This is a genomic window from Vreelandella sp. H-I2 (assembly GCF_052959335.1).
Genome location: NZ_JBRAMC010000003.1, coordinates 327,343 through 350,165, shown reverse-complemented (window position 1 = coordinate 350,165; position 22,823 = coordinate 327,343). Strand labels below are relative to the sequence as shown.

The following is a 22,823-nucleotide window of genomic DNA, read 5'->3' as shown; positions in this document are numbered from 1 at the left end:
CTAGTGACGATCGGCGGAAGGAGCAATGGAAGAAGGCGCGGGCATAATGCGCACCGGCTGGCTTTGGACGGTGTGTTTGCGCTCGGCTAGACGACGGCCTTCGGCAGACTGCAGCGCACAGTCCTCATCAGAGGTAGCCGAGAAGCGCACGGCTTCTTCTTCCCATACGGCATCCAGTGCTTCAGGGGTGTTATCGGGCGCTTCTTGCTTCACATGGGGCCGATGTACTTCGACATCGCTCTCGGCCCCGATGAACGCCAGTAGCGACAGAGGTACCAGGGCATGATCGGCTCCGCGCTCTTCCAACCGCGCCGTGAGCAACGCCAGGATATGACGTATTTCACCTAGCCAGCGGCCGATCTCGGCGTCGCTACATAGGGAGAGGTACTCAAGAAATACCGGCAAATGATCGGGCAGCTCGCGAGCATCCAACTCGAAACCGGCAGCCTGGTATTCGTTCATCAGATCGACCATCGCCTGGCCACGATCGCGGGATTCGCCGTGCACATGCTCGAACAACAGCAGCGACGTAGCGCGTCCCTTGTCGAACATGGCGACATACTCGGCCTGCAGCTCAAGCAAATCACCTTCATTAGTACGCTGACACCAATCCATCAACGACGTTTTGAGAGCCACTCCTAGGCGGCGCTCGGCATTGAGAATTTCGATTAGCTCGCCACAAGCATCCTGTAACTCTTGAGTCGGATAATCGAGTAAGCGCGCCAACACACGCAGACTGCGCATGCCCTGAACAGGCTCGACAGACGGCACTGCTGGGGTAGATAAACTAGATGTTTGGACAGCGACTTCAGTCATGACGAGCCTCCTCAAGTTGTGGCTGCGGATCAAAGACCTCTACCGGTTTTACCAAAACGCTGGTCTGCTTACGGCCATTAAACAGGTTGGGCTGGCTCTCACCGTGGCAGCCATCGCCGAAGGTAAAGCCACAGCCCCCCCGCTCGGGGAAAGCTTCGGTCGCCATTTCACGATGGCTGGTAGGAATTACAAAACGATCCTCGTAGTTGGCAATCGCCAAGTAACGGTACATCTCCTCCACCTGAGCAACACTCAGACCTACAGCATCGAGCACTTCGGCGTTCGGCGCGCCGTCCACGTGCTTGCCGCGCATATAGAGGCGCATCGCCATTAAGCGCTTCAGCGCCAGTACCACAGGTTCTTCTTCACCCGCGGTCAACAGGTTAGCCAGGTATTTCACCGGGATACGCAACGATTCAATCTTCGGCAGCACACCGTCGAACTCCACATGGCCCGCTTCGGCAGCTGATTGGATCGGCGACAGCGGCGGTACGTACCAAACCATCGGCAGCGTGCGGTATTCTGGGTGCAGCGGCAGCGCCAAGCCCCAGTCAATGGCCATTTTGTAAACGGGCGAGGCCTGAGCGGCCTTGATGACGTTTTCCTGAATGCCATCGCGCTTGGCCTGGGCAATCACTTCCGGGTCGTGCGGATCGAGGAAGATTTCGCGCTGGCGGTGGTAGAGGTCGCGTTCGTCAGGCGAGCTCGCCACTTCCTCAATGCGGTCGGCATCGTAAAGTAATACGCCCAGATAGCGGATACGACCCACACAGGTTTCGGAGCAAATCGTCGGCTGACCAGCTTCGATGCGCGGGTAGCAGAAAATGCACTTCTCAGACTTACCGCTTTTCCAGTTGTAATAGATCTTCTTGTAAGGACAGCCGGAGATACACATCCGCCAACCACGACACTTGTCCTGGTCGATCAGAACGATACCGTCCTCTTCGCGCTTATAGATCGCACCGCTGGGGCACGCCGCCACACAAGTGGGGTTTAAGCAGTGCTCGCACAGGCGCGGCAGGTACATCATGAAGGTGTTTTCGAACTGGCCGTAAATATCCGCCTGCACCTTGTCGAAGTTGGCGTCTTTGCGCCGCTTGGCGAACTCGGTGCCTAGAATCTCCTCCCAGTTCGGGCCCCATTCGATTTTTTTCATGCGCTTGCCGGAAACCAGCGAGCGTGGACGCGCTACTGGCTGGTGCTTACCGATCTTGGCGGTATGCAGATGCTGATAGTCGAATGTGAACGGCTCATAGTAGTCGTCCATATCGGGGAGGTCAGGGTTGGCAAAAATATTCGCCAATACCCGCCACTTGCCACCGATGCGCGGTTCGATCTTGCCATCGGTACGACGCATCCAACCGCCCTTCCATTTAGCCTGATTCTCCCACTCTTTGGGATAGCCGATACCGGGCTTGGTCTCGACATTATTAAACCAGGCGTACTCCATACCTTCGCGGCTCGTCCAAACATTTTTGCAGGTTACCGAACAGGTGTGGCAACCGATGCACTTATCAAGGTTGAGGACCATGCCTACCTGGGAACGAATCTTCATTTCACGGCCTCCTGAACGCTGTCATTGCCTTCGCCATCCAACCAGTCAACGTGCTTCATCTTGCGAACCAACACGAACTCATCGCGGTTTGAGCCGACAGTGCCGTAGTAGTTAAAACTGTAAGAGAGTTGCGCATAGCCGCCGATCATGTGGGTTGGCTTGGGGCATACGCGGGTGACCGAGTTGTGAATACCTCCTCGTGTACCGGTGACCTCAGAGCCCGGTACGTTCACCTGACGCTCCTGGGCGTGGTACATCATCACCATGCCGTCTTTGACGCGCTGACTGACCACCGCCCGTGCCGCAATCGAGCCATTGGCGTTGTAAACCTCAATCCAGTCGTTGTCTTCGATATCGATTTCCGCTGCATCGGCCTCGGAGAGCCATACCACCGGGCCGCCACGGTTCAGTGTCAACATCAGCAGGTTGTCCGAGTAAGTGGAGTGGATACCCCACTTCTGGTGCGGCGTGATGAAGTTCAGCGCTTTGCTTTTGAAGCCATTGTCGGCGGGCAACGTGAAGCCTTTAGCCGCCTTGGTATCGATCGGCGGACGATAGACCAGCAGGCTTTCGCCGAAAGCACGCATCCAGGCATGATCCTGATAGAACTGCTGACGACCGCTAACGGTGCGCCACGGAATCAACTCGTGAACGTTGGTGTAACCGGCGTTATAAGAGACATGCTCGTCCTCAAGGCCGGACCAGGTCGGACTGGAGATAATCTTGCGCGGCTGGGCGACGACATCGCGAAAGCGAATTTTCTCTTCATGCTTGGGCCTCGCCAGGTGGGTATGGTCGCGCCCGGTAATTTTGGAGAGTGCATCCCACGCTTTTACCGCCACTTGTCCATTGGTTTCCGGTGCCAGCGTTAAAATCATCTCGGCGGCATCGACAGCGGACTCAATCAGCGGGCGCCCTTTATGCGGTCCATCCAGCTTGCGATGGTTGAGTTTGCCCAGCAGCTCGACTTCCGCATCGGTATTCCAGGCGATGCCCTTGCCGCCGTTGCCGATGCTTTCCAGCAGTGGCCCCACAGAGGTGAAGCGCTCGTAGGTTTCAGGATAGTTGCGTTTAACCTCGATCAGCGATGGCATGGTCTTGCCGGGAATCGGTTCGCACTCGCCTTTTTTCCAATCCAGCACTTCAGGCTGAGCCAGCTCTCCTGGTGAGTCGTGCTGCATTGGCAGCGTGACCAGGTCGGTTTCCTCGCCCAGGTGACCTACGCACACCTTTGAGAACGCCTTGGCAATGCCCTTGTAAATATCCCAATCGCTACGCGATTCCCAAGCGGGGTCGGTCGCTGCGGTCAATGGGTGAATAAAGGGGTGCATATCGGAGGTATTGAGATCGTCCTTCTCGTACCAGGTCGCCGTAGGCAACACGATATCCGAGTAGAGACAGGTGGTGGACATACGAAAATCCAGTGTCACCAGCAGGTCGAGCTTGCCTTCCGGTGCATCATCACGCCATACCACTTCTTCGGGCTTCTGACCGCCGAAGTCACCCAGATCCTTGCCCTGAATACCGTGACGGGTACCCAGCAGGTACTTGAGCATGTACTCATGGCCCTTGCCGGAGCTGCCCAGCAGGTTGGAGCGCCAGATAAACATATTGCGCGGGAAGTTCTCCGGAGCATCCGGATCTTCCGCGGCAAAACGAAGCTCACCACTCTTGAGCTGCGCAACTGCATAGTCGGCGGTGGACATACCTGCGGCTTCGGCTTTTTTCGCCAGACGCAGCGGGTTGCTATCCAACTGCGGCGCCGACGGCAGCCAGCCCATACGCTCGGAGCGTACGTTGAAGTCGATCAGGCTACCCGGATAATCCTCGACCTTCACCAGGGGCGACAGAATCTCTTTGATTTCGAGCTTCTCATAGCGCCACTGGGAGGAGTGGTTATAGAAGAATGACGTAGAGTTCATATGACGTGGTGGCCGCTGCCAGTCGAGGCCGAAGGCCAGCGGCGTCCAGCCTGTCTGCGGACGCAATTTTTCCTGACCTACATAGTGCGCCCAGCCACCACCGCTCTGACCGATACAACCGCACATGACCAGCATGTTGATCAACCCGCGGTAGTTCATGTCCATGTGGTACCAGTGGTTCATGCCGGCACCCACGATAATCATGCTACGGCCGTTCGTTTTGTTCGCATTGTCGGCGAATTCACGCGCAATACGGGCGCATTGCTCAGCCGAGACACCGGTAATTTTCTCCTGCCAGGCAGGGGTATAGGGGCGAATTTGATCAAAGGAAGTCGCGCCGTCGTCCTCGCCATCACCAACAAAGCCGCGGTCGATACCGTAGTTGGCACACATCAGGTCGAATACGGTGACCGCCAGCATTTCGCTGCCGTCTGCCTTTTTCAAACGTTTGGCAGGCAGATTGTGGAACAGCAGGTCGTCGGCGGCGCCGACACCCGCCCCTTTTACGTGTTCGAAGTGTTCGTGTTCGATGCCACCGAAGTAAGGAAACGCAACGCGCGCAACGCTATCGTGGTGATTGACCAAACTCAGTAACGGCTTGATCTCGGTACCTTCGGCGTCCAGCGATTCCAGGTTCCACTTACCCACTTCATCGCCGGTTTCCCCCCAGCGGAAACCGATGGAGCCACGCGGCACTACTAACTGATCGCGGGTTTCGTCCCAGGCAACGGTTTTCCACTCAGGATTGTTTTCCTGGCCCAGGGCAGCATCAAAATCACTGGCACGCAGTTGGCGACCCGGTGCGAAGCTGCCATCTTCACGCACTTCCAATGCCACCAGGAACGGCATGTCGGTATAGCGCCGCACATAGTCAGTGAAGTAAGCACTCGGGTTATCGAGGTGAAACTCTTTGAGGATGACATGGCCCATGGCCATCGCCAGGGCGGCATCGGTGCCCTGCTTGGCGGACAGCCATTCGTCGGTGAGTTTAGAAACCTCGGCATAATCCGGAGTGATCGAAACCGTCTTGGTGCCCTTGTAACGTACTTCGGTAAAGAAGTGGGCATCCGGGGTACGCGTCTGGGGCACATTGGAGCCCCAGGCGATAATGTAGCCGGAGTTGTACCAGTCAGCGGACTCGGGAACGTCGGTCTGCTCGCCCCAGGTCATTGGCGAGGCCGGCGGCAGATCGCAGTACCAATCGTAGAAGCTCATGCAGACGCCACCAATCAGCGATAGGTAGCGGCTACCTGCGGCGTAGCTGACCATCGACATGGCAGGAATCGGCGAGAAGCCGAGAATACGGTCGGGGCCGTACTGCTTGGCGGTGTAAACGTTAGAGGCAGCGACCAGCTCGTTGAGCTCATCCCAGTCACCGCGAACGAAGCCGCCCATACCGCGAGCACGCTTGTACTGTTTGGTTTTGGCGGGGTCTTCGACGATGGAGGCCCAGGCGTCTACCGGGTCTGGGTTAGCCTTGAGCGCTTCGCGCCATAGCGCCAGCAGCGGCTTGCGCACTAATGGGTACTTCAGGCGATTGGCGCTGTACAGATACCAGGAGTAGCTGGCACCGCGGGGGCAGCCACGCGGTTCATGGTTAGGCAGGTCGGGACGGGTACGGGGATAGTCAGTCTGCTGGGTTTCCCAGGTAACTAAACCGTTCTTAACGTAGATTTTCCAGCTGCAAGAGCCGGTGCAGTTCACGCCATGGGTGCTGCGAACGACTTTATCGTGCTGCCAGCGGGACCGATAACTATTTTCCCACTGGCGTGATTCACTGCGCAGTTCGCCGTGTTCGTTGGCAAAAGACTCGCGGGACTTACGGAAAAAATTCAGCCGATCTATGAAGTGACTCATGGTCGATCTCCAGGCTCCTCGGAAATGTGCGTTACCCGCCAGGCGGATTCCATGGAGTGAATTCTGCTTGATCGACACGTGAATTACTGCGTGGTTACCTCTATATACACCCTATCTACCCCCAAGGTGATAGAGCGCCAACGTAAAGGAATAGGCGACTGACACTCTCAATATCATACCGTGCGCGAGTAGCGATTTTCTGCAGGCTTTAGGTAGGCATCGAAGGCCATGGCCAGATTGCGGACCATCAGTCGACCCGGCGGCAACACCTCGATTTCATGGTCGCGTAACGCAATCAGACCGTCGTCCGCCATCTCTTCCAGACTCTCTAGGGCACTTGCAAAGTAAGCACGAAAATTAATGTCATGGCGGGCTTCGATAGCGGCGAACTCAAGACGACCGTGGCACATCAATGTATTGATAACGTCGCGGCGCAGGCGGTCATCGTCGCTGAGGCGATAGCCCCGAAAAACCGGCAAGCGACCTTCATCGAGGCGATGCTGATACTGGGCAGTTTCCTTAACGTTTTGGCTGTAGGTATCGCCGACCTTACCGATAGAAGTGATTCCCAGCCCAATCATGTCGCAATCGGCGTGGGTGGAGTAGCCCTGGAAATTACGCTGCAAGGTGCCATTTTCACGCGCCAAGCTGAGCTCATCGTCAGGTAGCGCGAAATGATCCATACCGATGTAGACATAGCCTGCAGCCGTCAGGCGGTTAATCGTCAATTCCAACAGCTCCAACTTACGCTCTGGCGGCGGCATGTCTTCTGGGCGAATCAACCGCTGGGCTTTAAACAGTTCGGGTAGGTGCGCATAACTATAGGCGGCAATTCGATCCGGGTGCAGATCAATAATCTTCGCCAGGGTGGTATCGAAACTGGCTACCGTTTGTAGCGGCAAGCCATAAATTAAGTCAACGCTGACTGAGTCAAACCCCGCCTCGCGGGCCGCCTTCACCAGGGAGACCACCTGCTCTTCGCTCTGGACACGATTGACCGCTTGTTGCACATCGTGATCGAAATCTTGCACGCCGAAGCTCAAACGATTGAACCCCAGCGCGTGCAGTTCATGCACCTGCTCGGGCGTGACGGTGCGTGGGTCTACCTCTAGCGAGAATTCGCGCTCTTCAGGCGCGGCGAAATGAAAAGCCTCATCCATTGCCGCCATCAATTCGCCTAGCTGGGTGTTACTTAAGTACGTAGGAGTGCCGCCACCCAAGTGCAACTGCGTCATTCGTCGAGTGGTATCAAACAGCGCCCCCTGAACACGAACCTCGTGTTTGAGCCATTCAAGGTATTCATCGGCTCGTTCGGTGTTGTGGGTAATAATTTTATTACAGGCGCAGTAATAGCATAGGCTTTTACAAAACGGGATGTGCACGTAGACCGAGAGTGGTTTGGGTTCATCAGCCTGATTACTGCGCTCGGCAGCGCTACGGTAGTCATCCTCTGCAAATGCTGCATGAAACTGTGGAGCGGTGGGATAAGAAGTATAACGGGGGCCTGGGCGATCGTACTTCTCTACCAACGGGCGGTTGAATAGCAGTTCATTTTGCATAATTGGACAATATCTCTGGAAGTTGGCACAGCTGGCGGTAGTTAATATGCATAAGATATATGTTTTAAAAACCACCTGCATCCACCGCGCCTACCCTCCCGTATAAGTCATAGATTAAAAGCCACCTCAGTATGATCTGAGTCAAAGGTTGGCAAAAATAGATGACTAAAATAGTCAGGTTTTCATTGTTAGGAGCCTCCGCGATGGAGCTTGTTTGTCCTGCCGGGAACCTGCCCGCCCTGAAGCGTGCTATAGATGAAGGTGCCGATGCTGTCTACTTCGGCTTCCAGAACGCCACAAATGCACGCCAGTTTGCCGGATTGAACTTCACCGACAAGCGTGCCCGAGAGGGTATCGACTACGCTCATCAACATGGCAAACGCGTATTTTGTGCCATTAATACTTACCCTCAGCCCGATGGTTGGCACCAGTGGACGCAGGCCGTAGACCAAGCCGCCGAACTGGGCGTGGATGCGCTTATCCTCGCCGATATGGGGCTGCTCGATTACGCCACGCGACACCATCCTGACGTAGCGCGTCACCTTTCGGTACAGGGATCGGCAACCAGCCATGAAGCATTACGCTTCTATCATGAACAATTCGGTATCAAGCGCGCCGTGCTACCTCGCGTGTTATCGATTACCCAGGTGCGCGACCTGGCCAGACAGTCGCCCGTAGAACTAGAAGTTTTCGCCTTTGGTAGCCTGTGCATCATGGCTGAAGGGCGATGCTATCTCTCCTCCTATCTCACCGGCGAGTCACCCAATACGCGGGGCGTCTGTTCACCGGCAGCCCACGTACGCTGGGAAGAGACTCCTCAGGGGTTAGAATCACGTCTTAACGATGTGCTTATCGACCGCTACGCCGAAGGCGAGCGTGCTGGCTATCCTACCCTGTGCAAGGGGCGTTTCGAGGTAGCGGGTGAGACTTATCATGCTATTGAGGAACCCACCAGTCTCAATACGCTGGAGCTATTACCAGAGCTACGTGAACTGGGAATTAGCGCAGTGAAAATCGAAGGCCGCCAGCGCAGCCCTGCCTATGTGTCGAAAGTGGCCGGTATCTGGCGCCAAGCGCTCAATCGCCTTGCGGATGAACCTGCGCGCTTTCAACCCGAATCCGCCTGGATGACCGGTCTTGCCGAGCTTTCAGAAGGTGCCACCACCACATTGGGCGCCTATGAGCGTCGCTGGAAATAGGAGTTTGCATGCCGTCACCTACCCCGCTCTCGCAACCAGCCCTGTTAACTGACCGTCTACAACTTTCGCTCGGTCCCGTACTCTTCTATTGGACGCGGGAACGCTATGCCAGTTTCTACCGTGAAGCGGCCGACTGGCCGGTGGAGGTCGTTACCCTGGGCGAGACAGTCTGCTCCAGGCGTCGCGATATGAAACTGGACGACTGGCTGGGCATTGGTCGCGAGCTTACCCAGGCTGGCAAGCAGGTCATTATTGCCAGCCAGACGCTGATCGAGTCCGAAGCCGACCTGCGCGACTTGCGCAAGCTGTGCGACAACGGCGATTTCATTGTCGAGGCTAACGACCAGAGTGCCCTACAGCGGCTCTCTAATGCCGGGCTGCCATTCATTGCTGGCGCCGCGCTTAACCTCTATAACCCGGCCACCCTAGGCGTCATGGGCCGGGCCGGCATGCAGCGTTGGCAGGCGCCGGTGGAAATGTCGCAGAAAGACTTGGCCCGGCTTATTAACGATAGCCAACAGGCAGGTGTGATCCAGCCCTGTGAAGTATTCGCCTACGGCCATCTCCCCTTGGCCTGGTCATCGCGTTGCTTTACCGCCCGCCGTCACCAAAAACCTAAAGATCGCTGCAAGTTCGTCTGTCAAAAGTATCCAGAAGGCTTGGCGCTGCGCTCACAGGAATCTCGTGATGTTTTTACCCTGAACGGTATTCAGACCCTTTCGAGTGCCTGCCAGGACCTACGCCATGAGCTTGGAAACATGGCGAAGATGGGCGTTTCAGTGGCACGTCTCAGCCCAAGGGCAGAAGGCATGGCCGATGTGGTCAAGGCCTTCGACCAGGCCCGCCACGGCAGGCTACCTACACCCGATCCATTAACGCTGGTGGAAGCTGAAATCTGCGACGGTTATTGGCATGGCCGGCCGGGTATGGATAACACTCGCACGATGGTCGACTGAAGCAATCGCTTAAACGCCACCTCGCCTTATCATTTTTTCCAATCATTTTTGATCTGGATCATATTTTGAAATTCCTGAACGCTTATCCTGAAACACAACATATAGTATTTATTTTTATTGATACGTACATATATAGGTGAATTAGGTGAAAAACTCCTCCAGCGTTCAGGTAGCAAAGCGCCATATTGATGTCGCTTCGACGGTCAACGAGTACCTCCAACGCGCCGACTGGCGTGTTCATGCCAATGCCAACCAGGGCTATTCATTGGGCGGTTTAATTCTCAATGTTTCTGGCAAACTGATCGCCAACTACTGGCTAGATGAGGTTTACCCACACGCCATAGGTGAAGCCCACCGGGAAGGTGACCTGCATATTCATGATCTGGACATGCTGTGCGGCTATTGCGCCGGTTGGTCGCTGCGTACTCTGCTACTTGAGGGTTTCAATGGTGTGCCGGGTCGTGCCGAAAGCCACCCACCCCGACACCTTTCCAGCGCTTTGGGGCAGATGGTCAACTTTCTCGGCACTTTGCAGAACGAGTGGGCCGGAGCGCAAGCCTTCAGCTCTTTCGATACCTATCTGGCACCCTACGTGCGCAAGGACAGCCTATCCTACGCACAGGTCAAGCAGGCGCTCCAAGAGTTTATTTACAATCTTAACGTACCGTCGCGCTGGGGTAGTCAGACACCGTTCACCAACTTGACCTTCGATTGGGTCTGCCCCGACGACTTGCGTCAGCAGGTACCGGTTATCGGCGGCGAGGAACAGCCGTTTAGCTACGGTGAGCTGCAGGTTGAAATGGACTTAATCAACCGCGCCTACTTGGAAATCATGGAGGCTGGCGACCGCCATGGGCGGGTGTTTACGTTCCCTATCCCCACTTATAACATCACCCATGATTTCGACTGGGAAAGCGACAACGCCGAACGGCTTTTTGCCCTGACCGCCAAGTATGGCCTGCCCTACTTTCAGAACTTTCTAAATTCGGACCTGGAACCCCACATGGTGCGTTCCATGTGCTGCCGCCTGCAGCTTGATTTGAGTGAGCTGCTCAAACGCGGGAACGGCTTGTTCGGTAGCGCAGAGCAAACCGGCTCGTTAGGAGTGGTGACGATTAACTGCGCTCGGCTTGGCTACCGCTTCGCAGGTGACCGAGCCGGGCTGTTCAACGAGCTGGATCGCCTGCTGATACTCGGGCGCGATAGCCTCGAGCTCAAGCGCGAGCGTATTCAACAACTGATGGATCAGGGACTGTATCCCTTCACCCAGCGCTATCTGGGCACACTACGCAATCATTTCTCCACCTTGGGTGTGAATGGACTCAACGAAATGGTGCGTAACTTCACTGATGATCACTGCGATATCGCCGCCCCCCAAGGGCTGCAACTGGCGCTTGACCTTCTTGATCACGTCCGGGAGCGGATGCGCGAATTTCAGGAACAGACTGGCCATATGTACAACCTCGAAGCCACACCGGCGGAAGGCACGACGCACCGGTTCGCCAGGGAGGACCAAGCCCGATTTCCGACTATTCTCCAGGCTGGCACACCCAAGGCGCCCTATTACACCAATTCCAGCCAATTGCCCGTGGGCCACACCGATGATCCCTTTGAGGCGCTTAGCCACCAGGATCCCTTACAGACGCGTTATACCGGCGGCACAGTACTGCATCTCTATATGCGCGAAAGGATTACCTCGGCCGCCGCCTGCCGCAAGCTGGTAAAAACGGCACTCTCTCACTTTCGCTTACCTTACCTCACAGTCACACCCACTTTTTCGATCTGCCCGGTACATGGCTACCTAGCCGGTGAACACGAGTTCTGCCCCAAGTGCGATGAAGCACTATGGGCGCAAACGGCGAGCGCAACCGTCGTCGCCACGGCATGAGGCATTTGCCTCAATTTTATCAACTCGTTTTAAGGAACACACGAATGCAAACCACTCGATACACTAGTTTGCCTACTGAACAGCGCCAGCGCTGCGAAGTCTGGACCCGTGTCATGGGCTATCACCGGCCAGTGAGCCAGTTCAATATCGGCAAGCGTGCCGAACACCGGGAGCGCCGCCATTTTATTGAGGGCGCTGCCGCTCGGTAGCTAACCCTTTCTTTCTCTCACGACGACTGGGTGCCGGCGACAGGCACCCAGTAGGATAATCACGATGTCTCTTATAACGATCCTCGACGATGCCAGCGCTGAGACCAGCTCGGTTAGGCTGCCGGTCGCCGGTCTTGTCCCCATGACGACCCTGGACTACCCTGGCCATCTGGCGTGCGTGGTCTTTCTGCAAGGGTGCCCACTGCGGTGTGGCTATTGCCACAATTCCAACATGATCGACCCGCGACGCGGTGAGCCCCATGAGTGGCAGACAGTGCTTGAATTTTTGGCCTCTCGCCAAGGCCTGCTGGAAGCCGTGGTTTTTAGCGGTGGCGAGCCAACCTTGAACCTCGGTTTGCCAGCAGCAGTGAAGGAAGTAAAAGCACTGGGCTTTAAGGTAGGGCTGCATACCGCTGGCGTTTATCCCAACCGCCTAACGCGGCTATTGCCGCACCTTGATTGGGTGGGCCTGGACGTAAAAGGTCATGGAAAAGCGTTTGACCGCATCTGCGGCCGCCCCAACATTTGGCAGCGGCATGCCTGCAGCTTGGAGGCCCTCATTGACAGCGGCGTCAGCTTCGAGTGCCGCACCACTATCCACTGGCAGGACTTTCAACTTGGCGACGTGGAGCGCTTGGCACTGACTCTTGCCGACTGCGGAGTAAGCCACTACGCGCTACAAATAGCGCGCACCGAGCAATGTCTTGACCCCAGCTATGCTCAGCCTGTCGCCAATGCTCCCTCTTCATCTGAATTAAAAGAGCTGGTCAAACACTTGGAACCGCATTTTGAACGTCTAGAAATCCGTCAATAAAGTTTCCCTTTTCATCGATTCCAGCGATATTTCAACTATTTTTTGTTGCACGCCAATAAACATTCATACAATATACTTTTTAAAGCAGCATCACATTCGGAACAGTAGAATCTCCATGCATCTCACCCGATTTACCGACTATTCGATACGTGTGTTGATCTTTCTTGCTGCCAAGCGAGAGGAGCGTTCAACCATTAATGAGATTGCCGAAACCTTTAATGTTTCACGCAATCATTTGATGAAAGTCGTTCAGGAACTTAGCCATAAAAACTACGTTACCGCTATCCGCGGCAAGAATGGCGGCCTACTGCTAACTCGTGACCCCGCCACAATCGTGCTGGGTAAGCTCATACGCGAGATGGAACATGGCATGGAGCTAGTCGAGTGTTTTCAAAGCAACAACGCTTGCATTATTACATCTGCTTGCCAGTTGCAATCGATCCTTAGCGATGCGTTGTCGGCTTTTCTGGGGGTACTCGACGGTTATACGTTGGCGGATTTATTAGGGAGCCAACAACCCCAACTGGCGCGGCTAATGCGTATCCCCGCCGTAAGCGTTTAATGTTCGCTCATGGTCGATTAGCTCCAACTGGGACGCCTTTTATAGCGCACTGTATTAAAAGCATACTGTAATAAAAAATTAGCAACAGCTTACTGATGGCTAACAATGCATCACTAACCACATCTATTTGTCGAATGAGGTATTTATGGCTACCTTGCCTTCGTCCACGTCAGCCCCTTCTACTACTCATCCAGAGCCACCTACCGAGGTAGGCACACCCAACCCTCTCAAGAAAAGTCGCGGGCGAGGTACGGCTATCGTCGTTTATATGCTCTTCCTGGGTAGCGTATTGGCTGTTATCACAGCCCCCATCGGGGTGCTCATCGCGCATATGAAGAAAAATAACGCCGATGAGTGGGTAGCTTCCCATTTGCAGTTTCAGATCCGAACCTTCTGGCTAGGTCTACTAGGAGGGGTATTGTTTGCTGTAATTTGGCAACTACTAGGCTGGTTTGGGCTACCCGCTATGGCACCTTGGGCGCTAGGCTATGTGTATTTCACTGTCTGCCTGATCTGGATGGTGGGCCGTTGCGGGGTGGGCATCACCCATCTCACCAACAATCGCCCAGTCGCTAATCCACGCAGCCTTGCTTTCGGTGGCGCTCGGGTAACGCTTAATGATCATTAACTAACTGTTAGCTAACTAGGGCGGCCCTACTTACATTGGGCCGCTGTTTTATTGCCTTGCCTATCACTCAACCATCTTGCCCGTCGACTCGCGCCTGCATTAACGGCCATGTGTAGTGCACTAGGAATATGGCATAGGCTAAGCACCAGAAGATGATGCTCAAAGTGTAAGTCCAATGGGTGATCTGAGGAAACAATACCAAGACGGGTGAGCGTACCAATGCAGCTATCAGCATCAATCCCAGCGCCACGCCTATTCCCGGTAAGGTGCGGATGGGTCGCCCGGTATGACCTAGCGAAACCCTAGCCATCATTGCCAGCATCATAGTGCCGATCCCTCCAATAGTCAGTGCATGCACGGCTAGCTCGGCGCGCATCAATCCCATGAGTGCCAATGCCCACATAAGTAATCCCAAAGGAATACAAGCGTAACTACCGTGCAGCCCCCAAAGCAACGGTTCGCGCCAACTATGTAACCCACCCCAGCGCACCATGCGAATAATATTAGCCAACGCCGCCAAGACCATCATTCCCCCCAACAATGCAGGCGAAATCATGATTCCCAGCATTATGGCCAGCTGCAGTAGCACTACGCTGGCCGTAGCAGCCAGAGTAATGGCTTCAAGTACTGGGATAGGCGCAGGCTTGGCACGCCCCAACCGGTTCGCGGTAAACATGGCAATCACCCTGCCCCCAACCACTGTCATCATCAGGGTAATCAACAGCACGGCTAGGTAGGCAGCTTGGCGAATCAACTCGGCATCGCCGTTCATAACCCCGAGGTGCATGGCGAGATTAGCAATCGCAAACAGCGCTAATACAGGAATAAAGATCAAGTTGCGCCAACGCTTCGCGGTAATGACCAGGCGCGCCATTACAGTAGCGACCACCGGCAAAAACGCAACGTCAACCACTAGCAGTAGCCAGCTCGGTAAAGCCATGGGAAAGGCCATCAGCACCCTACCCAGCAGCCATAACACCACTAACCCCAGTAGTGGTCCGCCGTTCAAGCTTGGCAACCCGGTCCAATTGCGTACTGCGGTGAGCAGGAAGCCTGCCACCACTGCTGCAGCAAAACCAAACAACATTTCATGTTGATGCCAAAAAACCAAGCCGCCGTATGGGCGTAGCAAAATATTGCCGTGCCAAAACGCTAACCACACCAACAGAGATATAACACTGAACAACGCGGCCAGCAGAAAGAATGGACGAAAAGCCAGACGCATCAACGGTAGATGCCTAAGCTTTGCTGCAGGTTGAGAGGAGGTGATGACCGACATTGCTTAATACCCCGCTGATTTACATAAAAAGGCATTGTGCGGCAAGCCGATAACAAAAACCATGACAAGTATCAATAATGCATCTTTAAGCCTTGAGTAAGCTAGACTCTTACCAATGGCAGGCACTTTTCAAAGTTGCCACCGGCCACGAGCTGGGAATCGAGCCTAATACAGAAGAAAAAAGTGTTTGTTCACATCCCTTAATTTAATTTTAACTAGCGAGGTAACCTATGCCTATTCCATCTTTTATGACTCGTCCAGTTGCTGCAACTTGGCTACTACTTCCTTTATGCCTCGCCGTCCCACAAGCGCAGGCAAATGAAAGCTATGACCTGACATTTCAAGGCGATGGCACCTTTTTGATCCCACATCAAGGTAATAGTGTTCACGCCGCCATTGTGGATGTCCATGCCAACGAAGTGGTGGCCAAGCAGTCAGCGACTATTTCAGGGACCGAGGAGCCTGCCTTCGTTTTTCAGTTTTCGGACATACTTGAAGCAGGAAAGCTCTATGACGTTCATTATTGGATAGATTCTAATTTTGGTGAGAGTAACGGCAGCGAAGGGGTGTGTGATCCGATTAATGTTGATCACCAATGGCGTTTTGCCTTCGCCGAAATCAGCGACAATATGAATGAGGTAGTACAACTTACTCCGGAAGACCAAGCGCCCGTTTGTGCCACCTTTGAATGACCTAGGGTTTACTTGGTGTCATTTGTACGAATACTGGCTCTCATTGATGCACCTAGAAAATCATTAAGTCCTTATTGCCATAGGTGCATCGTAACGAACACTTCTACCCAACGCGTACTCGGTACATCTTAATAATGGCTGGCTTCGGCGCTTATGCCGGAGCTGGCGATTAAATGCCATGGCTGCTGGGTGTGTTCAAATTACTTTCTCCTCGTCAGGCTTTCTAGCCCGAGTAATAGTTCACCCAAACGCCCCTGGGCAAGGCCTTCTTCGCAACCATCCAATAGATTCTTTAGCGTCAATCCCAGCTCGGTGTCCCCTTCGATTATTAAGCGACGCTGAAAAAAAAGGCTATCGGGATCCTCACGGCGCGTAGCAAGGCACAGAAATTCACGCCAACCGCCTCGAATGGTCGCCTCGCCCTCTTCAGAACATAATATTAAGCGCCTAGCCTCTAGTGTCAGGCTTAGCGTCACTCCTAAATCGTCGATAACCAGAGTGATACGCCGCCCTTCTAAAGCATCGAATTCGCCCTCCTTGAGAGGTGTGGCAAAAGTACGGTTGAGCATGGGTTCGACTAAGTGTTGTTTTAAAACAAAAGGAACCCGAGGGTCTACAAGACGAATAAAGCGACTAGGCGTAGCAGAAAGAGGCAATGCAGCAGACGGCAGAGAAACAGGAAAAGGTGGCAGCGGCATGACGAACTCTCCAAGGTAAAGGTAACAGGGGCAAATTTCATCCAACATATGCTAAGCGCAGCGATGGCGCTTCGTACTGACATATATCAAGGAGACAAAATATTGATTCGATATTAACATGTATATAATATACAACTTAATAGATTGATATTTTTCAGCCCGAGATCCATGTGAAACCCGGCCAGTGCTACCAGCGTGGAGAATTAATGAATCGCGAACTGCCCAACCCTGGATGGGGGCCCCTATCAGCACTGCCCGGCAACCCATTAATGTGGGTCTTGATTCTGAGCGAAATGTTGGTTTTTACTGCTTTTTTTGCGCTCTACGCCGGTCAACGCGCCCTTGACCCCGCGCTATTCAATGCCTCACAACAGCAGCTTGATCCGGTATTGGGCGGCCTCAACACCCTGGTGCTATTGACCAGTGGACTCTTCGTGGCCTTTGCCGTTGAGGCAATAAGCGCCGAACGACGACAGCGCAGCCGACAGTGGTTAGGTGCCGCGATACTGCTAGGTACACTATTCTGTGTGATCAAGGTTTTTGAATATACGAGTAAGTTTAGTGCTGGACTAACGCCAGAAACGAATGCCTTTTTTGGTTTTTATTATGGATTGACCGCTTTTCACTTCGCCCATGTGGTGTTCGGGTTGTTGCTGCTGGGTTTGGTGAGCTGGCGGACTTCCACCGAGAACGTGGAAACGGCAGCAGCTTTCTGGCATATGGTTGATCTTATTTGGATCCTGCTTTATCCGCTGATCTATCTACTTAGATGATAGTAAAAGAGGTAACGATGACAGCACTACCCGGCACACGACGCCTACTCATTACTTGGGCCATGCTAATGGTATTGACCGGCGTTTCCATGGTTTCAGCCCGGTTAGACCAAACCGGTGATTGGCAGGCACTTCCCCTATGGTCAGTTGCTCTGGTATTAGTGGCAACCGGTTTCAAAGCCCACCGTGTACTAATGGTCTATCTTAATTTGCGCGCTGCTACGCCTGCCTGGAAAGGCATTTTCATTGCCCTGACGCTACTAACGCTAACATTGATTGCAGCAGGCTATTTGGCCGGCCGCTTTAAGCTAGTGGGTTAGCCCTGGCAGGATAGAATTAGCGCAGCGTAGAATCGGAGCCTGGCATATCATGGGGGCGAGTTGCCGCATTCGCCCAAGCCTCCAGCAATCGACCCAAGCGCATTAAGCCATAAACGACGAAGGGCACTAACAGCATCAGCCCTACCCCCCAGTCACGGTTATTGATAAGCCATACCAGCGGTACAACTATTGCCAATGCAGCCAAAGACCACAGGCCTATCGCTAGTACGATCCGCAAACGAGACATAGGAAACCTCCTTAGGTAGCAATGATCTGACGATAGATTCCCGGTAGTGCCAAGGAAAGATGCTCCGGTCGTTGCACAATGGCGTAACCACCCCGCCCGAACAGATGAGGGATATAGCGCCCCGCCTCGCGATCAATGGTCACGCCGAACACCTTAACTTCTTCCCGCCGTGCCTCAAGCACTGCTTTACGCGTATCTTCAATACCGTAACGTCCTTCATAGTAGTCGGTATCGTTTGGCTTTCCGTCGGTGAGCAGTAACAGTAATCGATGGCGATTGGGCCGCTTGGCAAGCTCCTTGGAAAGATGCCGGATAGCGGGCCCCATACGCGTATAGTGGCCTGGTTTAAGCGCTGCAATGCGCCGTGATACACGTTCGCCCATAGGCTCGTCGAAGCTCTTTAGCGTATTGACCCATACTCGGTGACGACGGCGTGAGGTAAAACTGTGAATGGCATACTCATCGCCACAGCCAGCGAGGCCATGGCCTAATACCAACAGTGCCTCTTTAGCCACATCCAACACACGTCGATCCTCCAACCAAGCCTCGGTTGAGAGCGATACATCGACCAGGATTGACACCGCCAAATCCCTCGCCTGGGTTCGGCTTGCTTGATAGAGACGGTCACTAGCCTCGCCGGTAGCGGCGAGATCGCAACGTGATCGTATCACCGCGTCCATATCCAACTCACTGCCATCCAATTGGCCCCGTATCGTCTCACGACGCGGCCTAAGCGCTTCGAATTCGCGCCGGACGCGCCGAATACGCCGACGAGTCGTTTCATCCGGCTGCCAATTCTCCCCTTCTTCACTCTGCACATCGCTAAGAACCACACAATGGTCCGGCATATACACTTGTTTGCGATGGTTCCATTCAGGGTAGGTATGACGGCCCTGCAGCTTTCCGCCGCTGACTTCATCGGGCACCAGGTCAAGGTCAAGCTTTAATTTGGATGCAGCCTTCTTAAGATTGGCGCTGAGCACAATCTCGTCGATTTGATCAGCAGCTTGTTTGGCCTCGTCATCGTCATCATCTATATCGCGATTGAGGTTGACCATCTCCGCCCAGGAAAGCATTTTTTCGGAAGCGTTCAGCATCAAGGGGTCATCACGGTCGGCCTGATCCTGCTCACGTCGATCAGCCTTTCGCTTGCCGTGTTCATCTTCGGACGAATCTTTGCCAGCAACCGGCGCTTCATCGTCTTCTTGCTCGGTTCGAGCTTCTTTATTGGTACCCAGGGTCACTGCATGCCCCCATAATGGAACTGGCAACGGCGGCCTGTATCCACGAGGCGCATGGAAATCGCTTAGGGCGACTGTTTCGTCATCAACGGCACGGTACATATCGCTAGCCCAGCCCTGATTCGGTACCGGGCCGCCAAGCAGAGCACACAATACCGTCTCCAGTGCGGCCTCCATAGGCGGCAATCGCCTGCGTTGCGGCCGGACAGCCAGCAATTCCGCACATAATTTGGCATGGCGTGACCCTATCCCCGGAAAATGCGCAAGTGCAGCCCGGGTTGCTCGGTTCGCTTCACGTAACTGAAGCAGGTCATTCTGGAGTGGATCTTCAACCTGGGAGATAAGCTGAGCCCCGGCCAGGTAAGCCACCAACCAAAGGTAGAGATCACGATTCAAGGCAGCGTCGGAGAACAACGCAATACGTGGCGGTAGCAACAAGCGCTCCTCGTCACGACGGGCTTGATCAAGCACCTCTTCATCAAAACCAAGGCGTTGGCGTAAGGATAAGCGATGTGACGAACTACGCCCTGCAATAGCGGAAACATCAATCCCCGCCTCGCCGCCGCTCGCGCGAAAGAAGACACCAAGCATGGGACGCAGCGTTTCGAGCTGCACCGCAGCGTCAGGATGGTCGGGATAGCTTGCTGCAACAGAAGCCCAGCGGTGCCAATGACGCCCGACGAACTCTTCGACTTCTAGAAAATCAAGCATAAAAAGCCCTCAACCAAAGGTAGCTTGAATGGCTTCCATCAGCCCTTCCTGTACATCTGCATCATCGCTAAGCGGCTCCACTAAAGTAGCTCGTGCAGCCACCATGATAGGCATCCCAGCGGCGATAAGTGTCGCGCAATAAACTAATAAGCGAGTGGAAACACCCTCTTCTAAATCCTGCCCCTTCATGGCGCGCAGGCTTGCGGCAAGATTGACCAGCGCGGCGCATTGATCGCCCGGTAGCCCGCTCTCGCGTGCGACGATATCGCGTTCGACCTTAGGCGGTGGAAAATCAAATGACATAGCCAGGAAACGCTGACGCGTGCTGGGTTTAAGTGACTTAAGGATATGCTGATAACCGGGGTTATAAGACACCACTAGCATGAAGTCATCCGGTGCTTCGAGCAGCTCTCCGGTACGCTCCAAGGGCAATAGACGACGATCGTCAGTGAGCGGATGGAGCACCACGGTGACATCTTTGCGTGCTTCAACCACTTCATCGAGATAACAAATGCCTCCTTCGCGCACCGCACGGGTAAGAGGGCCATCGACCCAGCGAGTCTCGCCGCCCTGCAACAGGTACCTGCCAGTAAGATCAGCAGAAGTTAAGTCGTCGTGGCATGAAACAGTGAATAGCGGACGTCCCAGTTTGGCCGCCATATGGCTAACAAAGCGTGTCTTACCACAACCCGTGGGGCCTTTGAGCAAAAGAGGCAAACGCTGGTGAAAAGCGTGCTCAAACATGGCACATTCGTTACCAACACTTTCATAGAAAGGTAATTCACGCTTTTTAACTTGATCAGCGACGGAAGAAACAGGCATGGGGACACTCCATAGCCGGAAAATAAAAAAGGGAAGTAAAGCGGGAAATAAAAGGGGAAGTTAAAACGGCCCCGAAGGGCCGTTTTTGATTAGACTTGGCCTGCCCCAGTCGTCATCTGTGTGCCGCCTGCCGGCACCTGCTCCCGAGCGGGACCGAAGAAAGCATAAATCAGCATGCCTGCCCCCACGGCTACCGCTAAGCCTGCACCCAAACGCATAATATAGAAGAGCTCAAGCTGTTGTTGCACTTCCATGTAATTCATGCCGAGCACACGCTGCAGGTGAGTCTGTACTACCCCAGCAAAAGTGAGAGTAAACGTCATAAAGCACATCGCGCTGGTGACGATCCAGAAGCCCCACATGTTCAATATCTGATTGTAAGGCTGTACGCGACGAATCTGCGGCATCGCGTAGGTAATCACCCCGAGAATCAGCATGACGTAAGCGCCATAAAAAGCCAGGTGGCCATGAGCAGCGGTGACCTGGGTGCCATGGCTGTAGTAATTCACGAACGAGAGTGTATGCATAAAGCCCCACACGCCAGCACCGAAGAAGGCAATGGTTGGGCAGCCTAGGGTCCACAGCATGGCGGCTTTATTGGGATGGTTGCGGCTGCCTTTCCAGAACATCGTAAAGGCGAAGACCACCATCGCAAAGAAGGGAGCTACCTCTAGCGTGGAGAAAACACTGCTGAGCGGTTGCCAATAGCCCGGCGCACCGATCCAGTAGTAGTGGTGCCCAGTGCCCAGCAGGCCCGAAAATAATGCCAGACCGACGATGATGTACAACCATTTTTCAATCACTTCGCGGTCAACACCGGTCATCTTGATCAACAGGTAACCCAGCAAGGAGGCCATGATCAATTCCCATACCCCCTCTACCCACAGGTGCACCACCCACCACCAATAGAGCTTATCCACCGCCAGGTTGGTTGGGTTGTAGAAGGCAAATAACCAAAATACCGCCGCCAGCCAAAGCCCCAGCATCAATACTAAGTTGATGGCGGTCCTGCGCCCTTTGTGCAATGTCATGCTGGTATTGAACAGGAACATTAGAAATGAAATGGTGATCAGCACCTTCACCCAGAACGGCTGTTCCAAAAACTCACGTCCTTCGTGGATACCGAATTGATAACCGACCAGTGCGGCGGCTCCAGCGAAAGCAAAAATCGCCAATTGAATATAAGCCAAATTAGGGCTATGGATTTCCCGCTCGGCCTCTTCCGGCATCAAATAATAGGTACAGCCCATAAAGCCGATCAACAACCAAACAATCAACAGATTAGTATGACTGACACGCATAATATTAAAGGGCATCACTTCGGTCATGAAGTTGGGCCAAGCATAGACGGTGGCGGCCAGCAGCCCGAAGACAATTTGCAGCGTAAATAGCGCCATGGCCACCATGAAGAAGGGTAAAGCGACCTTCTGGGTTTCATATTTCATTGTACGGTTCTCCTTGATTCATCCCTGGCTGGGCGTATCAGCCAGCGGGATGTGGGGGCCAATCTTGATCATCAATGCTATCGGTCCATTCGAGGAAATCGATAAGCGAGTTCATCTCTTCTTCGCTAAAGTCGTAAGACGGCATTTGACGTCGCCCCTCAATTCCCAAAGGCTGAGCACGGATCCAGGCGTTAATTCCCGCACGGGCGGCATCAGGGTTTTCGTGACCGCCATAACGTTCCCAGACGTTACCCAGCTCAGGAGCAAAGTAAGCGCCTTCCCCCATGATGCTATGGCAGTTGATGCACATATTCTTTTCCCACACTTCTTTGCCATGCTTTACGGAATCGGTAAGTCCTTCGCTATCTGTGGAGACATTGACCATGTACCAGTGGGTGTGAGCCGTTAGCGCAGTAAATACCAGAAAGAAGAACAGCGATCCCCCATAGAAAATATTGCGGGCCGCCGATTTAGTCAGTCCCTCAGCCATAAGCCATACTCCCTTGCGAGTCTTGTCCGGCCTCAGGCTTAGCAGCCGAAGGCATTCTTTTTTAAGATGTATTTCATTTACAACTTTATATTAGCAGAAAAAAACCCTCTAACATTGTCACAGATCAATTTTTTACAAGA

At 53.9% G+C, this 22,823-nt stretch carries 21 protein-coding genes; 10 read left to right on the top strand and 11 right to left on the bottom strand.

Annotated features, from left to right (window positions below):
- The 4 genes from narJ to hemN all read right to left on the bottom strand — a co-directional run bounded on the left by narJ (window position 1) and on the right by hemN (window position 7,709).
- Complete coding sequence (gene narJ, locus ACUVOF_RS09555) at window positions 1–816, bottom strand: nitrate reductase molybdenum cofactor assembly chaperone (protein WP_447044139.1); 816 nt, start codon at window positions 814–816, stop codon at window positions 1–3.
- Complete coding sequence (narH, locus tag ACUVOF_RS09550; protein ID WP_447044138.1) at window positions 809–2,371, bottom strand: nitrate reductase subunit beta; 1,563 nt, start codon at window positions 2,369–2,371, stop codon at window positions 809–811. The genes narJ and narH overlap by 8 nt, the downstream gene beginning before the upstream one ends.
- Window positions 2,368–6,150, bottom strand: coding sequence for a nitrate reductase subunit alpha (locus ACUVOF_RS09545; RefSeq protein ID WP_447044137.1), 3,783 nt, complete (start codon window positions 6,148–6,150; stop codon window positions 2,368–2,370). The genes narH and ACUVOF_RS09545 overlap by 4 nt, the downstream gene beginning before the upstream one ends.
- A 173-nt stretch (window positions 6,151–6,323) precedes the next feature.
- Window positions 6,324–7,709, bottom strand: coding sequence for an oxygen-independent coproporphyrinogen III oxidase (gene hemN, locus ACUVOF_RS09540; protein ID WP_447044136.1), 1,386 nt, complete (start codon window positions 7,707–7,709; stop codon window positions 6,324–6,326).
- A 203-nt stretch (window positions 7,710–7,912) separates the two neighbouring features.
- Here hemN and ubiU point away from each other — a divergent pair, with 203 nt between their 5' ends.
- From ubiU to ACUVOF_RS09505, 7 genes are all read left to right on the top strand, one after another.
- Complete coding sequence (gene ubiU, locus ACUVOF_RS09535; protein WP_447044135.1) at window positions 7,913–8,908, top strand: ubiquinone anaerobic biosynthesis protein UbiU; 996 nt, start codon at window positions 7,913–7,915, stop codon at window positions 8,906–8,908.
- Between the two features lie 8 nt (window positions 8,909–8,916).
- A complete protein-coding gene (locus tag ACUVOF_RS09530; RefSeq protein WP_447044134.1) occupies window positions 8,917–9,864 on the top strand; it encodes a U32 family peptidase in 948 nt (315 codons plus the stop codon).
- A gap of 145 nt (window positions 9,865–10,009) precedes the next feature.
- Window positions 10,010–11,752, top strand: a complete 1,743-nt coding sequence (locus tag ACUVOF_RS09525) for a ribonucleoside triphosphate reductase (protein WP_447044133.1) — start codon at window positions 10,010–10,012, stop codon at window positions 11,750–11,752.
- 44 nt (window positions 11,753–11,796) lie between these two features.
- Window positions 11,797–11,961: an anaerobic ribonucleoside-triphosphate reductase gene (nrdD, locus tag ACUVOF_RS09520; protein WP_447044132.1), complete on the top strand. Its 165-nt coding sequence runs from the start codon at window positions 11,797–11,799 to the stop codon at window positions 11,959–11,961.
- Window positions 11,962–12,025: 64 nt separating this feature from the next.
- Window positions 12,026–12,775, top strand: a complete 750-nt coding sequence (locus tag ACUVOF_RS09515) for an anaerobic ribonucleoside-triphosphate reductase activating protein (RefSeq protein ID WP_447044131.1) — start codon at window positions 12,026–12,028, stop codon at window positions 12,773–12,775.
- Between the two features lie 115 nt (window positions 12,776–12,890).
- A complete protein-coding gene (locus tag ACUVOF_RS09510) occupies window positions 12,891–13,337 on the top strand; it encodes an Rrf2 family transcriptional regulator (RefSeq protein WP_447044130.1) in 447 nt (148 codons plus the stop codon).
- A gap of 145 nt (window positions 13,338–13,482) precedes the next feature.
- Window positions 13,483–13,965 (top strand): DUF4870 family protein, encoded by a 483-nt coding sequence (locus tag ACUVOF_RS09505; protein ID WP_447044129.1) that lies wholly within the window; start codon window positions 13,483–13,485, stop codon window positions 13,963–13,965.
- Window positions 13,966–14,032: 67 nt separating this feature from the next.
- Here the strand turns inward: ACUVOF_RS09505 and ACUVOF_RS09500 are convergent, their stop codons facing one another.
- The gene (locus ACUVOF_RS09500) at window positions 14,033–15,244 is read right to left on the bottom strand and encodes an NnrS family protein (protein ID WP_447044128.1); all 1,212 of its coding nucleotides are present in this window, start codon (window positions 15,242–15,244) and stop codon (window positions 14,033–14,035) included.
- A 230-nt stretch (window positions 15,245–15,474) separates the two neighbouring features.
- Between ACUVOF_RS09500 and ACUVOF_RS09495 the strand changes: the two genes are divergently transcribed.
- The gene (locus ACUVOF_RS09495; RefSeq protein ID WP_447044127.1) at window positions 15,475–15,936 is read left to right on the top strand and encodes a hypothetical protein; all 462 of its coding nucleotides are present in this window, start codon (window positions 15,475–15,477) and stop codon (window positions 15,934–15,936) included.
- A gap of 200 nt (window positions 15,937–16,136) precedes the next feature.
- Here the strand turns inward: ACUVOF_RS09495 and ubiT are convergent, their stop codons facing one another.
- Window positions 16,137–16,634 (bottom strand): ubiquinone anaerobic biosynthesis accessory factor UbiT, encoded by a 498-nt coding sequence (ubiT, locus tag ACUVOF_RS09490; protein WP_447044126.1) that lies wholly within the window; start codon window positions 16,632–16,634, stop codon window positions 16,137–16,139.
- Window positions 16,635–16,840: 206 nt separating this feature from the next.
- On the opposite strand from ubiT, the gene ACUVOF_RS09485 reads away from it, so the two are divergent.
- Both ACUVOF_RS09485 and ACUVOF_RS09480 read left to right on the top strand, forming a co-directional pair.
- The gene (locus tag ACUVOF_RS09485) at window positions 16,841–17,407 is read left to right on the top strand and encodes a cytochrome c oxidase subunit 3 family protein (protein ID WP_447044125.1); all 567 of its coding nucleotides are present in this window, start codon (window positions 16,841–16,843) and stop codon (window positions 17,405–17,407) included.
- Window positions 17,408–17,424: 17 nt separating this feature from the next.
- A complete protein-coding gene (locus tag ACUVOF_RS09480) occupies window positions 17,425–17,727 on the top strand; it encodes a cytochrome C oxidase subunit IV family protein (RefSeq protein ID WP_447044124.1) in 303 nt (100 codons plus the stop codon).
- Between the two features lie 16 nt (window positions 17,728–17,743).
- On the opposite strand, the gene ACUVOF_RS09475 is transcribed toward ACUVOF_RS09480, so the two are convergent.
- From ACUVOF_RS09475 to ACUVOF_RS09455, 5 genes are all read right to left on the bottom strand, one after another.
- Window positions 17,744–17,974, bottom strand: coding sequence for a hypothetical protein (locus tag ACUVOF_RS09475; RefSeq protein WP_447044123.1), 231 nt, complete (start codon window positions 17,972–17,974; stop codon window positions 17,744–17,746).
- Between the two features lie 11 nt (window positions 17,975–17,985).
- Window positions 17,986–19,926, bottom strand: coding sequence for a VWA domain-containing protein (locus tag ACUVOF_RS09470; RefSeq protein ID WP_447044122.1), 1,941 nt, complete (start codon window positions 19,924–19,926; stop codon window positions 17,986–17,988).
- A gap of 9 nt (window positions 19,927–19,935) precedes the next feature.
- A complete protein-coding gene (locus ACUVOF_RS09465; protein ID WP_447044121.1) occupies window positions 19,936–20,748 on the bottom strand; it encodes an AAA family ATPase in 813 nt (270 codons plus the stop codon).
- A gap of 89 nt (window positions 20,749–20,837) precedes the next feature.
- Complete coding sequence (locus ACUVOF_RS09460) at window positions 20,838–22,193, bottom strand: cbb3-type cytochrome c oxidase subunit I (RefSeq protein ID WP_447044120.1); 1,356 nt, start codon at window positions 22,191–22,193, stop codon at window positions 20,838–20,840.
- A gap of 37 nt (window positions 22,194–22,230) precedes the next feature.
- Window positions 22,231–22,683, bottom strand: coding sequence for a c-type cytochrome (locus ACUVOF_RS09455; protein ID WP_447044119.1), 453 nt, complete (start codon window positions 22,681–22,683; stop codon window positions 22,231–22,233).
- Window positions 22,684–22,823 lie beyond the last annotated feature (140 nt).